At 70.5% G+C, this 14,844-nt stretch carries 11 protein-coding genes; 6 read left to right on the top strand and 5 right to left on the bottom strand.

The features are described from left to right. Positions 1-165 precede the first annotated feature (165 nt). From MKK75_RS02735 to zwf, 4 genes are all read left to right on the top strand, one after another. Positions 166-912 carry an endonuclease domain-containing protein gene (locus tag MKK75_RS02735; protein WP_244041095.1) on the top strand — a complete coding sequence of 249 codons (747 nt, stop codon included), beginning with the start codon at positions 166-168 and terminating at the stop codon, positions 910-912. Next, a complete protein-coding gene (locus MKK75_RS02730; protein WP_244041093.1) occupies positions 909-4,370 on the top strand; it encodes an efflux RND transporter permease subunit in 3,462 nt (1,153 codons plus the stop codon). Before MKK75_RS02735 ends, MKK75_RS02730 begins: the two co-directional genes overlap by 4 nt. A 170-nt stretch (positions 4,371-4,540) precedes the next feature. Further along, a complete protein-coding gene (locus MKK75_RS02725; protein ID WP_409567510.1) occupies positions 4,541-6,088 on the top strand; it encodes an efflux transporter outer membrane subunit in 1,548 nt (515 codons plus the stop codon). A gap of 241 nt (positions 6,089-6,329) precedes the next feature. After that, positions 6,330-7,856, top strand: a complete 1,527-nt coding sequence (gene zwf, locus MKK75_RS02720; protein WP_244041092.1) for a glucose-6-phosphate dehydrogenase — start codon at positions 6,330-6,332, stop codon at positions 7,854-7,856. Between the two features lie 519 nt (positions 7,857-8,375). Here zwf and rnhA read toward each other — a convergent pair. The 4 genes from rnhA to MKK75_RS02700 all read right to left on the bottom strand — a co-directional run bounded on the left by rnhA (position 8,376) and on the right by MKK75_RS02700 (position 11,996). Further along, positions 8,376-8,849, bottom strand: a complete 474-nt coding sequence (rnhA, locus tag MKK75_RS02715; protein ID WP_244041091.1) for a ribonuclease HI — start codon at positions 8,847-8,849, stop codon at positions 8,376-8,378. 6 nt (positions 8,850-8,855) lie between these two features. Further along, positions 8,856-9,821, bottom strand: a complete 966-nt coding sequence (locus MKK75_RS02710) for a homoserine kinase (RefSeq protein ID WP_244041090.1) — start codon at positions 9,819-9,821, stop codon at positions 8,856-8,858. 206 nt (positions 9,822-10,027) lie between these two features. Continuing rightward, positions 10,028-11,029, bottom strand: coding sequence for a 4-hydroxy-3-methylbut-2-enyl diphosphate reductase (ispH, locus tag MKK75_RS02705; RefSeq protein ID WP_244041089.1), 1,002 nt, complete (start codon positions 11,027-11,029; stop codon positions 10,028-10,030). 121 nt (positions 11,030-11,150) lie between these two features. Then, on the bottom strand, positions 11,151-11,996 hold the full coding sequence (locus tag MKK75_RS02700; RefSeq protein WP_244041088.1) for a C40 family peptidase: 846 nt from the start codon (positions 11,994-11,996) through the stop codon (positions 11,151-11,153). 288 nt (positions 11,997-12,284) lie between these two features. Here MKK75_RS02700 and MKK75_RS02695 point away from each other — a divergent pair, with 288 nt between their 5' ends. Beyond that, a complete protein-coding gene (locus MKK75_RS02695) occupies positions 12,285-12,617 on the top strand; it encodes a hypothetical protein (RefSeq protein WP_244041087.1) in 333 nt (110 codons plus the stop codon). A gap of 106 nt (positions 12,618-12,723) precedes the next feature. Here the strand turns inward: MKK75_RS02695 and MKK75_RS02690 are convergent, their stop codons facing one another. After that, the gene (locus tag MKK75_RS02690) at positions 12,724-13,434 is read right to left on the bottom strand and encodes an MgtC/SapB family protein (protein WP_244041086.1); all 711 of its coding nucleotides are present in this window, start codon (positions 13,432-13,434) and stop codon (positions 12,724-12,726) included. Between the two features lie 224 nt (positions 13,435-13,658). On the opposite strand from MKK75_RS02690, the gene MKK75_RS02685 reads away from it, so the two are divergent. After that, positions 13,659-14,660, top strand: coding sequence for an AAA family ATPase (locus MKK75_RS02685; protein WP_244041085.1), 1,002 nt, complete (start codon positions 13,659-13,661; stop codon positions 14,658-14,660). Positions 14,661-14,844 lie beyond the last annotated feature (184 nt).

The following is a 14,844-nucleotide window of genomic DNA, read 5'->3' as shown; positions in this document are numbered from 1 at the left end:
AAGCCGGACATAGATGCGGCGCGGCGAGCGGGCGGATGATGAGGAGGGGGTGTCGGTGCAGGGATCTGGCACTGGCTCCCTGCGCACTCGGCGGAGGAGGGCGGCCAGCGCGGCAGGGAGGGGCGGGAGAGGGCAGCGACGGTGAAGAATGACGCGCTGGCCTTCATGAAGGCCACGTGTCGTCCGGAAGCCGGGCTCGCCTCGCCCAAGCCCCTTCGGGGGCCACCCTCCCCCGCAGAGGGGGGAGGGAGGGCGCGTGGCATCTCCGACTCAGGGGAACCTCGAAACGACCGGCGTCCTGGCAAGCCCGATCCGCGCCTGCGCGCCTTCGCCCGCGAGCAGCGGCGATCCTACACGCGCGCCGAGGACGCCGTCTGGCAGCAGGTGCGCGGCGGACGCTTCCACGGGCTGAAGTTTCGGCGGCAGGTTCCGATCCCGCCCTACATCGCGGATTTCCTCTGTGCCTCCGCGCGCCTGATCGTCGAGCTGGACGGCGAGCCGCACGAGACCGAGGCCCGGCGATTGCGGGATGCGAAACGGGATGCCTGGCTGAAGGGCCAGGGGTTTACCGTTCTGCGTTTTCCGAACGAGCTGGTGCTGAGCAATCTCGACGCTGTGCTCAATACGGTGAGAGCAGCCATCGCGGCGCAATCCGGACATGGCTCCTCCCTCCCCCCTCTGCGGGGGAGGGTGGCCCCCGAAGGGGGTCGGGCCGGGACGAAGTCCCGCGAGGGGGGAGCGACGGCGCAAGATGAGGCATTGCCTGTCCCGCCAGTCGTGCCATGTCCTGAACCCGCGTCCCCTCTCCCGACCCCTGCTGACGCAGGGGCCACCCTCCCCCGCAGAGGGGGGAGGGAGAGAAGCGGATCCAGCTGCCCCTCATTGCAAGACCACGGGAGCCCCCGCCCGTGAACATCTCCGAGCCGTTCATCCGGCGGCCGGTGGCGACCACGCTGCTCACGATCGGCGTGCTGCTCGCCGGGCTGTTCGCCTTCCTGAAGCTGCCGGTGGCGCCGCTGCCGCAGATCGACTTCCCCGTGATCCTCGTCCAGGCCCAGATGGCCGGGGCCTCCCCCGACACCATGGCCACCACCGTGGCGGCGCCGCTCGAACGCCGGCTCGGCGCCATCGCGGACGTCAACGAGATGACGTCGACCAACACGCTCGGCTCCACCCGGATCGTGCTTCTGTTCGGCCTCAACCGTGACATCGACGGCGCCGCCCGCGACGTCCAGGCCGCCATCAACGCGGCCCGCGCCGACCTGCCGACGGCGCTCCGCCAGAACCCGACCTACCGGAAGTTCAACCCCGCCGACACGCCGATCATCATCCTCGGCATGACCTCGGACACGCTGACCCGCGGCCAGGTCTACGATTCCGCCGCCACCGTGGTGCAGCAGAAGCTGTCGCAGCTGCCGGGCGTCGGCAACGTCGATATCGGCGGCTCGTCCCTGCCGGCCGTGCGGGTCGAGCTCGATCCCACGGCGCTGTTCAACTACGGCATCGGCCTCGAAGGCATCCGGGCGGCGCTCGCCTCCGCCAACGCCAACTCGCCCAAGGGCGAGATCGACGCCGGGGGCCGCCGCTACCAGCTCTACGCCAACGACCAGGGCAACAAGGCCTCCGATTACCGCGACATCATCGTGGCCTACCGCAACGGCGCCGCCGTGAAGCTCACCGATGTCGGTCAGGTGCTCGACGGGGTCGAGGACAAGCGCAACCTCGGCATCGTCAACGGCAAGGCCGGGGTGCTGCTGTTCGTCTACAAGCAGCCCGGCGCCAACGTGGTCGAGACCATCGCGGCCGTGAAGGAGGCCCTGCCGCAGATCACCGCGGCGCTGCCCGGCGGCATCGACATCAAGCTCACCGGCGACCGCAGCGCCACGATCCGCGCGTCCCTCTCGGCCACCGAGGAGACGCTGCTGGTGGCGGTCGGCCTCGTGATCCTCGTGGTGTTCGCCTTCCTGCGCTCCTGGCGCGCCACCCTGATCCCGGCGGTCGCCGTGCCGATCTCGATCGTCGGCACCTTCTCGGCGATGTACCTGCTGAATTACTCCCTCAACATCCTGTCGCTGACGGCGCTGATCATCGGCACGGGCTTCGTGGTCGACGACGCCATCGTGGTCTTGGAGAACGTCCAGCGGCATATCGAGGCGGGCAAGCCCCGGCTCCAGGCGGCGCTGATCGGCGCCCGGGAGGTCGGCTTCACGGTGATCTCGATGAGCCTGTCGCTCATCGCGGTGTTCCTGCCGATCCTGCTGATGGGCGGCCTCGTCGGCCGCATCTTCCAGGAATTTTCGGTGACCCTGTCGCTGTCGATCCTGATTTCCCTGGTTCTTTCGCTCACCACCACGCCGATGATGTGCGCCCGGCTGCTGCGGGCCGAGGGCCACGGCCCGGACGGCAGACCCGCGCCGGGCCGCCGGTCGAACTGGCTGATCCGGATCCTGGAGGGTGGCTTCACCCGGCTGCTCGGCGCCTACGCGCGGACGCTCGAAGTGGCGCTCGCCCATCCGCGGATCGTGCTGCTGAGCCTGCTCGCCACGGTCGGGCTCAACGTCTACCTCTACGTCATCGTCCCGAAGGGCTTCTTCCCCGAGCAGGATACCGGCCAGATGATGGGCGGCATCCAGGCCGACCAGCGCATCTCGTTCCAGTCCATGGAGCGGAAGCTCAAGCAGGCGACCGCGATCGTCGGCGCCGACCCGGCGGTGGCGAGCGTCGTCGGCTTCACGGGCGGGCGCGGCACCAATTCGGCCAACGTGTTCGTCGGCCTGAAGCCGCTCAACGAACGGGCGCCGATCTCCGAGGTGATGACGCGGCTGCGGCCGAAGCTCGCGCAGGTCGCGGGTGCGCGCCTCTACGTGTTCCCGCGCCAGGACCTGCAGATGGGCGGCCGCCAGAGCTTCGCCCAGTACCAGTACACCCTCCAGGGCGACACCCCCGAGGAGCTGTTCGCCGCCGCCCCGAAACTGGTGGCGGCGCTCCAGAAGGACCCGACCTTCGCGGACGTGACCTCCGACCAGCAGGAGGGCGGCCTGGAGAGCCGGGTGGTGATCGACCGCAACACGGCCTTCCGCTACGGCATCACGCCGAACAAGATCGACAACACCCTCTACGACGCCTTCGGCCAGCGGCAGGTCTCGACCATCTACAACCCGCTGAACCAGTACCACGTCGTGATGGAGATCGCCCCGCGCTACCTGGAGACGCCGGAGACGCTCAAGCAGATCTACGTCTCCACCTCCGGCGGGAACGCGGCGGGTTCCGCGACCACCAACGCGGTGGCCGGCACCGTGGCGGCGGCGGGCGGGGTCAACACCAACGCGGCGACCGGCACAAGCAGCCCGGGCAGCGCGTCGTCCGCTTCGACGACCAGTGCCGCCGCCGGCTCAGGGGCGGTCGGCAGCGCCTCCGGCGCCGCGGGCGCCGTCGCGGCTGCGGCGGCCCCTGCCAGCACCGCCGACACGGCGTCGAACGCCGCCGCCATCGCGTCGGATTCCGCCCGCAACGCCTCGTCCAACGCCATCGCGGCCTCGAAGGGCGGCGCCTCGTCGAGCGCCCCGGTCTCGGCCGCCAAGGAGACGATGGTCCCGCTCTCGGCCTTCGCGCGGATCGAACCGGGCAACGCCCCCACGCAGGTCAGCCACCAGGGCCTGTTCGTGGCGACCACGATCTCGTTCAACCTCGCCCCGGGCAAGAGCCTGTCGGACGCAACCGACGCCATCGATCGGGCGATGGCCGACCTGCACCTGCCGGCCACGATCCACGGCGAGTATGCGGGCGCGGCCAAGAACTACGTCGCCTCGGCCTCGCGCCAGCCGCTGCTGATCCTGGCCGCGATCCTGGCGGTCTACGCGGTGCTGGGGATCCTGTACGAGAGCTTCGTGCACCCGCTCACGATCCTCTCGACCCTGCCCTCGGCCGGCGTCGGCGCGGTGCTGGCCCTGCTGGTGACCGGGACCGACTTCACCATCATCGCGCTGATCGCGGTGTTCCTGCTGATCGGCATCGTGAAGAAGAACGCCATCATGATGATCGACGTGGCGATCGACGCGGAGCGGACCCGGGGCGCGAATCCGGTGGACGCGATCCGGGAGGCCTGTCTCCTGCGCTTCCGGCCGATCATGATGACCACCCTGGCGGCGATGCTCGGCGCCGTGCCGCTGATCCTGGCCAACGGCGAGGGCGCGGAGCTGCGCCGGCCGCTGGGCATCGCCATCGTGGGCGGGTTGATCGTGAGCCAGATCCTGACGCTCTACACCACCCCCGTCGTGTATCTCACCCTTGACCGATTGCGGCACAGGGTGCTCGACCGCCGCAGGCGCGCCGGACGGGGTGGAGAAGCGGCCCTGTCGGCCGGAGAATGATGGTTAAGGTTTCACGTGAAACATCGGCGGTCGCAGTGGCGCGCCCGGGTTCGTCCAACCCACCCCCTCATCCTGAGGTGCTGCGCAGCAGCCTCGAAGGAGGGCTCCAGGGATCGTGCGGCCGGCTGGAGGGCTCCTTCGAGGCCTCCGCTGCGCTCCGGCACCTCAGGATGAGGTTCAGGGTGGATGGTGCGCCTGCCGCCAATCGTGGGTTCGGTGTTCTCGCCGCGCTCCTCCTCGCCGCCCCCATGATGACTGGCTGCGTGGTCGGTCCGGACTATGCCCGGCCCTCCGTGGAGACGCCGCTCGGCTACCGGTACGGCGGTGTCCGGGAGGACAGCCCGGCCTATGTCGCGGCGCGCAAGAAGGGGTTCCGCGAGGCGCGGCCGAGCGATGCCGTCGAGCGCGGCGACTGGTGGCGGGTCTTCCGGGATCCGAATCTCGACCGGCTGATCCGCCTCGTCGATGTCGACAACCAGTCGCTCCGGCAGGCGGTGGCGAACTATCGGCAGGCCCGGGCGCTGGTCGCCTCCGCGCAGGCCGCCCTGTACCCGACGGTGATCGGTGCGCCGAGCATCACCCGCACCGGCAGCGGTGGCGGCAGCACCGGGACGGTACGCACCACCGCGTCACTGGTCGGCGAGGCAAGCTGGCAGCTCGACCTGTTCGGCGGCACCCGCCGGACCATCGAGAGCGAGGCGGCGCTCGCCCAATCCGACGCCGCCACGATCGCCCTGACCCGCCTGACCATCCAGGCCGAAGTGGCGGCCGATTATCTGACCGTCCGCTACGCCGATTCCCTTCAGAAGGTGCTCGACGAGAATGTCGAGAACTTCAAGAAGACCGCGGCGATCACCGAGAACCAGTACGCCGCGGGCGTCGCCGCCCGATCCGACGTGATCACGGCGCAGACCCAGGTCCAGACCATCGAGGCCCAGGCCATCGCGGTGCGGCTGACCCGGGTGCAGTACATGAACGCCATCGCGACCCTGATCGGGCGCCCGCCCTCCGAGGTCTCGATCCCGGTGGCCGGCATCGGCCGGAACCCGCCGCCCGTGCCGGTCGGGATCCCGGGCGACCTGCTGGAGCGGCGCCCGGACGTCGCCCAGGCCGAGCGCCTCGTCCAGGCGCAGAGCGAGCGCATCGGCGTGGCGGTGGCGGCCTTCTTCCCGACCGTGACGATCTCGGCCCAGGGCGGGGTCTCGGGGCTGACCCGCAACGGCCTGTTCTCGGCGGCCAACCAGTTCTGGTCGGTGGCGGCCTCGGGCAGCGAGGTGCTGTTCGACGGCGGCGCCCGCACGGCGGCCCTGCGCTCGGCCGAGGCCACCTACGACGCGCAGGTGGCCAATTACCGGCAGGTGGTGCTCGCCGCCTACGCGGAGGTCGAGAACCAGATGGCGGCCCTGCGCATCCTCGGCCAGCAGCAGACCGCGCAGGACAAGGCGGTCGAGCTGTCGCGCAAGGCGGTGGAGATCACGCTCAACGAGTACCGGGCCGGCACCCAGAACTTCACCACCGTGGTGACCGCGCAGGGGTTGCTGGTGACCAACGAGATCAACGCCCTGCAGGTGCGGCTCAGCCGCTTCACCGCGGCGGTGACGCTGATCCGGGCGCTCGGCGGCGGCTGGGATGTGCGGTCCCTGCCGAGCGATTCCGAGCTGAAGGGCCCGAGCCTGCCGATCGATCGGGGCGGTCAGGCGGTCCGCCCGGACGAGTAGGGCCCGGCAGATCCTGGGTTTCAGAAGGAACGCGTCCCTTTTGCGGGTGCAGGGCAGAGCCCTGCGGTACGTGTCCTCGCCCCCTCGAAGGGGGTGAGGACACGTTCGTCGGGGTTTCACCCCGACCCCCCACCGAAGGGCTGAGCCCTTTGGGATCCAAGCCCAGGGTGGCCGGAACGGACCCCCGGCGGGACGGGTTGTCCCGCCGATTTGCTGCACCGCAGACGGACGGGAGTCGGGGATGGCCGAGCAGACGACAGCCCTCAAGAACGACGCGGCCTGCGGCACCAAGCCGGCTCCGCCCTGCACGCTGGTGATCTTCGGCGCGGGCGGCGACCTGACCAAGCGCCTGCTGATGCCCTCGCTCTACAACCTCGCGGGCGCGGGGCTGCTGCCGGAGGGTTTTTCGATCCTCGGCGTCGACCACAGCGACGGGACCGACGAGTCGCTCCGCGACACGCTCACCAAGACCCTGGAGGCGTTCAGCAAGGACCCGACCTCGGAGTTCCACGCCGACCATATCGACCAGACGAGCTGGGGCTTCATCCGGGAGCGCCTGCACTACCTGAAGGGCGATTTCGAGAAGCCGGAGACGTTCGCCGCAATCAAGGCGAAGGTGACGGGCAACGCAGTGTTCTACTGTGCGGTGGCGGCGCGCTTCTTCGGGACGATCGTGGACGGCCTGGGCCAGGCTGGCCTGCTCAAGCAGGAGGGCGGATATTTCCGCCGCGTGGTGATCGAAAAACCGTTCGGCTCCGACCTCGCCTCGGCCCGGGAGCTGAACGCCCGCATCCTGAAACAGGGCGACGAGAGCCAGTTCTACCGAATCGACCACTTTCTGGGGAAGGAGACGGTGCAGTCGATCATGGCGTTCCGCTTCGCCAACGGGCTGCTGGAGCCGGTCTGGCGGCGCGAATACATCGACAGCGTGCAGATCACGGCGGCCGAGACGGTCGGCGTCGAGGAGCGCGGCGGGTTCTACGAGCCGACGGGCGCGCTGCGCGACATGGTGCCCAACCACATGTTCCAGCTCCTCTGCATGGTCGGCATGGAGCCGCCGAACTCGTTCGGCGCGGAGGCCGTGCGCACCGAGAAGGCCAAGCTCGCCGAGGCCGTGCGGCCGATCCCGCCGGAGGATGCGGTGCGCGGCCAGTACACGGCCGGCACCTCGGAGGGGCGCGACGTGCCGGCCTACCGGGACGAGCCGCATGTCGCCAGGGATTCGGTCACCGAGACCTACATCGCCCTCAAGCTCCACATCGAGAACTGGCGCTGGGCGGGCGTGCCCTTCTACATCCGCACCGGCAAGCGCATGACCGGGCGGCGCACCGAGATCGCGGTGCTGTTCAAGCCGGCTCCGTTCAAGATGTTCGAGGACACGCCGACTGCCGATCTCGGCCCCACCGTGATGCGGATCCTGATCGATCCCGACCACGGGGTGAGCACCGAATTCAACGTGAAGGTGCCTGGGCCGCAGATGAAGATCGGGCGGGTGCGCTCAGGCTTCCGCTACAAGGACTTCTTCGCCGACACGCCGAACGTGGGCTACGAGACGCTGCTGTACGATTGCATGACCGGCGACGCGACGCTGTTCCAGCGGGCCGACAACATCGAGGCCGGCTGGGCGACGGTGGACCCGCTGCTGAAGGGCTGGCCGCAGACGGATGTGAAATTTTATCCCGCGGGAAGCACAGGCCCCAAGGAGGCCGACGAACTCCTGGCCCGCGACGGCCGGCACTGGCTGGGGCTGGACGGGGAGACGGATTGAGCAGCCCAGCCTGAGCTCTCCGCTGGACGGCCACATGTTAGCCTCGCGGACCGATGCAGACGTCAGCGCCTGCTCGCGCTGGGAGGAGCACGCTTGGCGGGGCGACGGTCATATCCAACGTGGAAGACCCGCAGGGACGCTTTCCTTCGGGCTGCGCAGAGCCCGACAGACCATGACGATTGGTTTCTCCGTCAGGTGCGGAAGGGCACGAACTCGGCTGACGCCGGCCGGCTCATCGGCGCCGAGGAGGTCGAGGCTCGATTCGCAGCCACGCGCGCCGCGATACAAGATCGGCTCGACGCTCGGGACTGAGATGTTCCGGTCTCCCCGACCCGTCCCCTCATCCTGAGGTGCGAGCGCAGCGAGCCTCGAAGGAGGACTCCAGCCAGCCGCGCGATCTCTGGAGGGCTCCGTCGAGGCCTCCGCTGCGCTCCGGCCCCTCAGGATGAGGGGATGGATTGGATGTTCAGTCGCTACGAACGGTGTGTGGCCGACGCGAACCAGCCAGGCACTCGGTCCTCACCGCCGCTTGAACGGCAGCATCGCGGCCACCGCCAGCGCGTCGACTCGGTTGTTGAGCGGGTCGCTGGCGTGGCCCTTCACCCAGTGCCACGCCACCTCGTGGCACTCCCGCGCGGTGTCGATCCGGCGCCAGAGATCCTCGTTCTTCACGGGCTTCTTGTCGGCGGTGCGCCAGCCCCGCGCCTTCCAGTTGTGAATCCAGGCGGTGATGCCCTGGCGCAGGTACTGCGAGTCCGTGAACAGGTCGACCCGGCACGGACGCTTCAGCGCCTCCAGCGCCTCGATCGCCGCGAGGATCTCCATGCGGTTGTTCGTGGTGTGGGCCTCACCCCCCGATAGCTCCTTCCGGGTGTCGCCGAAAATGAGAATCGCGCCCCAGCCCCCCGGCCCGGGATTCCCCGAGCAGGCGCCGTCCGTGTAGATCTTGACCCGCGTCGGCTCGGCGGCGGGCTCGGCTCCCTCGGTGCTCATCCGGTCTCAGCCCTGCCGCCCGTAATCCCGCGCGTCCCGCACCTGCCGGTGGAAGGTGAGCCGGCGATCGAATTCCCGCGGATCCTTCGGCTTCACCAGGGCGCCGGGTGGCACGTTCAGCCAGTCGACCAGCCGGGTCAGCATGAACCGGAGCGCCGCCCCCCGGCACAGGATCGGCAGGGCCGCGACCTCGGCGGGTTCCAGCGGCCGCACGGCCTCGTAGCCGGCAAACAGGGCCGTCGCCATGTCGTGGTGGAAGGTGCCGTCGTGCGCGAAGCACCACGCGTTGAGGCAGACCGCGATGTCGTACGCGAAGGCGTCCGTGCAGGCGAAGTAGAAGTCGATCAGGCCCGACAGGGCATCGCCGATGAAGAACACGTTGTCGGTGAACAGATCCGCGTGGATCACGCCGCCCGGCAGGCCCCTCGGCCACTGTGCCTCCAGGACGGCGAGGTCGGCCCGGGTGCGCTCGGCGAGGCCGGGCTCGACCGAATCAGCCTCGGCCTCTCCTTGCGCGAAGAGCATCCGCCAGGACGACACTGAGAGGTTGTTGTCCCGCACCATCGAGAAATCGCGGCCGGCGGCGTGGAGCGCGGCCAGCGCCCGGCCGAGTTCCCGGCAATGCTCGACGCCCGGATTCTTGACCGAGACGCCCTCCAGAAAACTCACGATCGCGGCGGGCCGGCCGCAGAGTCGTCCGAGCGCCTGGCCGGTCCGGTCCCGCACCGGCTGCGGGCAGGCGAGGCCGCGGGCCGAGAGATGCTCCATCAGCCCGATGAAGAACGGCAGGTCGGCCTCCCGCACCCGCTTCTCGTAGAGGGTCAGGATGTAGGAGCCGTCGGTGGTATGGAGAAAGAAATTCGAGTTCTCGACGCCCTCGGCGATGCCCTTGTAGGAGAGCAGGCCGCCGATCGCGTAGGCCGACAGGAAGTCCGCGAGCGCCGCGTCGGATACCTCGGTGTAGACGGCCACGTGTTCGCGCTCGGGTTGGAATCGGTGGGATGGGTGAGCCGTCCCACCCGCGCCCTCATCCTGAGGTGCCGGAGCGCAGCGGAGGCCCCGACGGAGGGCTCTAGGGATCGCGACGCCGTCTGGAGGCCTCCTTCGAGGCCCGCTCACGGGGCACCTCAGGATGAGGTGGCGGGCGGGATAAGCCTGCTGAGACGTCCGGAAACCGCCTATTCGGCGGCCTCGCTGCGCAGCTCCCGCGGCAGCGGGAACACCATGTCCTCGATCACGGTCGAGACCGTGTCGACCAGCACGTCGTAGCGGGCCGCGAAGGCGTCGATGATCTCCTCCACCAGCACCTCGGGGGCCGAGGCGCCTGCCGTGAGGCCGAGCTTGCGGATGCCCTCGAAGGCCGGCCAGTCGATCTCCTCGGCCCGGAGCACCAGCCGGGTGATCGGGCAGCCGACCCGCTCGGCGACTTCGCGCAGGCGCTGCGAGTTCGAGGAGTTGGAGGAGCCGACAACGATCAGCGCGTCGACCAGCGGCGCCACCTGCTTCACCGCCTCCTGGCGGTTGGTGGTGGCGTAGCAGATGTCGTCCTTGTGCGGCCCGGTGATGGCCGGAAATTTCCGCTTCAGCGCCTCGACGATGTGGCGCGTGTCGTCCACCGACAGGGTCGTCTGGGTGACCCAGGCGAGGTTGTCGGGGTCTTCGGGGTTCAGGGCGGCGATCTGGTCGAGATCCTCCACCAGGGTGATCGAGCCCTTGGGCAATTGGCCCATCGTGCCCACCACCTCCGGATGGCCGGAATGGCCGACCAGCAGCACGTGGCGGCCGCGCTTGTGATGGATCTCGGCCTCGCGGTGGACCTTGGTGACCAGCGGGCAGGTGGCGTCGATCGTGGTGAGCCCGCGCGAATCGGCGTTGGCCGGCACGGTCTTGGCCACGCCGTGGGCGGAGAAGATCACCGGGGCGCCGCCGTCCGGCACCTCGTCGAGCTCGCGCACGAACACGGCGCCCTTCCGCTTCAGGCTCTCGACGACGTACTTGTTGTGGACGATCTCGTGGCGGACGTAGACGGGCGGCCCGTAGATCGCGAGCGCGCGCTCCACCACGTCGATGGCCCGCACCACCCCGGCGCAGAAGCCGCGTGGGGCGCAGAGCAGGATCTCCAGCGGCGGCTTGCCGGCGGTGCCCGGGACGGGCGCGAGGGGCGCGGTTTCGGCTGTCATGCGGGGGATGTGGCGAGGGCGGGGCTGTCCTGTCAACAGGCCAGGTCGTGGAACCGGGCCGCGCGACGGAGGCGGGACCCATCTGTAGCACGATTGCCGCGCGGTTTGGACCCGTACGCGCTCAGAGCCGCCGGAGGCCGGTCACCGCACCGTAGCTGTGGGCCTGGATCCGCTCCACCGCGCCGGCCAGGGGCTCCACCGCGACCGCCATGTGGTGGCCGTTGGCGTGGATCAGCGTCTCGGCATCGAGCATCAGCCCCACATGGCCGCGCCAGAACACGAGATCGCCCCGGCGCAGGCCCGCGACATCGAGGGGCAGCGCGCGCCCGAGGGCGCGCTCCTGCATGTCGGCGTCGCGCGGGCAGGGCAGGCCCGCGGCGTCGAGGCAGAGCTGTGCGAGGCCGGAACAGTCGAGGCCGAGGCTCGTCCGCCCGCCCCAGAGGTAGGGCGTCCCCACGAGGCGCGCGGCGGTGGCGGCGTAGTCCGGCGCGTGCTCCGCCACCGGGACACAGTGGCGGGCGAACACGTAGCCGCCGGGGGTTTCCAGGTAGGCGCCCGACTCCCCCGTCGCCACCAGCCGCGCCCCGAGGCTCAGATGGGCGAGGACCGGCCGCTTCAGGTCGGGCTCCGGATACAGGAAGGTGCGTACGGCCGTGACCCGGTGGGTCGGCTCCGGCCCGGCCAGGCCGAGGCTGTCGGCCGGCAGGTAGCCGACATAGCCGTCGCGGACGAGCTGCACAAAGGCGAAACCGTCCGCCGCATCGTAGAGGGTGACGGCCTCGCCGAGCAGCGCCTCGGTGTCGAGCCCGGCCCCGAGGGAGGGCTCGCGCCGCAGGGGGGCCGAGGCGGCCGTGACCCGGCGGGGGCTGCCCGCCACGAAGCGCGCGGCCTCGACCCGGCCGCGCAGGCGCGCGTCGGCGATGTCGGCGCGGGCGGGGGTGAGCCGGGGATCGAGGGTCTCGGTCATGGCGTGAGGCTATCACACCCGCCTTCACGATGGGTTGAGGGCCCGCCGCCGGACATCGAAGACCATTGCGTACGTCGGCCTGCGTTCCTATGTCGCGGACACTCTGCGACAGGACGTGATTCGGAGCCAACGTATTCGCGTCCTCGACGGCGCTGCGGCCCGCCCGTGCGGTGCGGTGGCAACCGCCCGTCAGGCATGCGCGCTCGACGCCGGTCGCATGGTTTTGATGCACTGCACAACCGGGCCGGAAGGCGCTATACCGGACCGATGAAGACTGCGAGTCGCCCCGTGAAGAAGACGCAGAAGAGCTTCGCCGACCTGCCGCCGATCCGGGTGCGCCGCGAGCCGCCGACGGTGAGCGAGGCCGTCGCGGCCGCCCAGGACCTCGCCGACGATGTCGAGCAGCAGGCCGAGATCGCCGCCGGCCTGATCGGTCTGCCGGTAGATGAAGTCCGCCCGCACGTCCTGGCGGCCAAGACGGCGAAGCCGGAGCGCGTGCCGGAGCGGATCCTGACCCAGGCGGGCCCGAGCCGGGCGCCGCGCACCGTCGTGGTCGAGCGGCGCACCCGACCGACCGTGGTGATCGAGCGCCGGGGCCGGCCCCTCGACCCGCGGCGCTGACGCCAGGGACGCCGCGTCAGGGCTCCGCCCCGACCACCCGCCAAGGGGCCTCGCCCTTCGGAAACCCCGGCCGCGCCGGCAGACGCGCGGCCGCGTCCCGAGAGACTCAATCGGCCGTCTGCACCGACCACGTCGCATGCCGGATCCCCGGCGCCCGGGCGAGGTCGTTGGTTACGGCGTCGAGTTCCTCCGCCTTCACGGCGCTCGCCGTCAGCGTCGCCACCACGTCGACCGCGCGCTCGCCGCGCTCCTCCACCGCGACGCTGCTGACCGGGTAGTTGGCCGCCTCCAGGCGCTCGACGAGAAGATCCTGCGCCGGCCCGGCCTCGCCGGGGGCGGTGGTCACCTGCACCTCGTAGGTCGCCTCGGTCGCCGATTCGCGGATCGGCGCGCGGTTGATGGCGTTCACCAGCGGCCGGAGCGCCGTGTTGCAGGCCAGCACCGTCACCATCACGAACACCGCCTCGAGCGGCAGGTCGGCGCCGCAGAACGCCCCGACGGCGGCCGAGCACCACAGGGTGGCGGCCGTGTTGAGGCCGCGGACGTTCATCCCCTCCTTCATGATCACGCCGGCGCCGAGGAAGCCGATGCCGGAGATCACGTACGCCACCGTGCGCACGCCCCCGTCCGGGCCGGTCAGCCGCATGCCGAGATCGACGAAGGCCGAGGCGCCCACCGCCACCAGCACCGCCGTACGCAGGCCCGCGGTGCGCTGCCGGTACTGCCGTTCGGCCCCGATGATCGTGCCGAGCACGAAGGCCACGAGCAGGCCGATCGCGGATTTCGCTTCTTCGGGGAGGGCGGCGTAGCTGGTCATCGGCGGTTCTTGAGAGCGAGGCGGTGACGAAACCGTGACATCACGGCCCGGTCCCGGCCCGAAAAGGGGGACGGAACCGGGATTGACGGCCCCACCGGGCAGCGGGCACACCGGCAGGAGCCTGAGGATCCCTTAAGAATTCGGGACCCGGCCGAGGAGACGTGCAGGATGCAGGACGGAGCCAAGGTGGCTGGCCCAGCGGCCCGCGCAGGATGCGGTTCCGCATGAGCGACGCGCTCACGGAAGACCGGCCCGGGACCATCCCGGACGCGGGCCTGCACGGGCGCGTCATGGCGCTCCGCGAGGGGCTGGAGCGCGGCCTGATCGGCAGCGCCGGCCTGGTCGAGCGCCTGCTGATCGGGCTCCTCACCGGCGGGCACCTGCTGATCGAGGGCGCGCCGGGTCTGGCCAAGACCCGCGCGGTCAAGCGCCTCGCCGACGGGCTCGACGGCTCCTTCGCGCGCATCCAGTGCACCCCGGACCTGATGCCGGCGGATCTGACCGGCACCACCGTCTGGCGGCAGGACAGCGGCACCTTCGCGTTCCTGCCCGGCCCCCTGTTCCACGCCCTCGTGCTGGTGGACGAGGTCAACCGCGCGCCGCCGAAGGTGCAGTCGGCGCTGCTCGAATCCATGGCCGAGGGGCAGGTGACGGTCTCGGGGGCGACGCACCGGCTCTCCGACCCGTTCATGGTCGTGGCGACCCAGAACCCGATCGAGCATGCCGGGACCTTCCCGCTGCCGGAGGCGCAGCTCGACCGCTTCCTCCTGCACGTCGTGGTCGAGATGCCCGACGCGGAGACCGAGCGGGCGATCCTCGACCTCGTGGAGGGCGAGATCACCCATCACATCGAGGCGATGCCGGTGCGCCTGTCGCTGGCCGACGTGCGCGCGGCCCGGGAGGCGGCGCTCGCCACCTACGTGTCGCCGGCCTTGAAGGACTATCTGGTCCGGCTGGTGGCGGCGACCCGCACCGACGCGGCGGCCCCGGACCTGCGCGCCATGATCGAGCATCCGGCCTCCCCGCGCGGCACCCTGGCGCTGATGATGGCCGGCAAGGCCCGGGCGTGGCTGCGCGGTCGCGATCATGTCGTGCCCGAGGACGTCACCGAACTCGCCCGCGACGCGCTCTCCCACCGGATCGGCTTGACCTGGCGGGCCGCCGCCGAGGGCAGGACCGCGCGGGGGCTCGTCGGCGAGCTGGTGCAGCGGGTGCGGGCGCTCTGACGGTGTTCGGGTTCGCGCGCCGCCGATCCCCTCCCCCCTCTGCGGGGGAGGGTGGCCCCCGAAGGGGGTCGGGAGAGGGGCAGCGCGACGGTGCAGAATTGAACGCCGGCCTTCATGACGGTCGCGTCGCTTCAGGAAGCCGGGTTCCCCCCTTGCGGGACTTTGTCCCGACCCGACCAGGCAT

The organism is Methylobacterium sp. J-030, assembly GCF_022829545.1.
Classification (GTDB): Bacteria; Pseudomonadota; Alphaproteobacteria; order Rhizobiales; family Beijerinckiaceae; genus Methylobacterium.
Note: the sequence above shows the minus strand (reverse complement) of the source record. Positions and strands in the feature narration are given on the sequence as shown.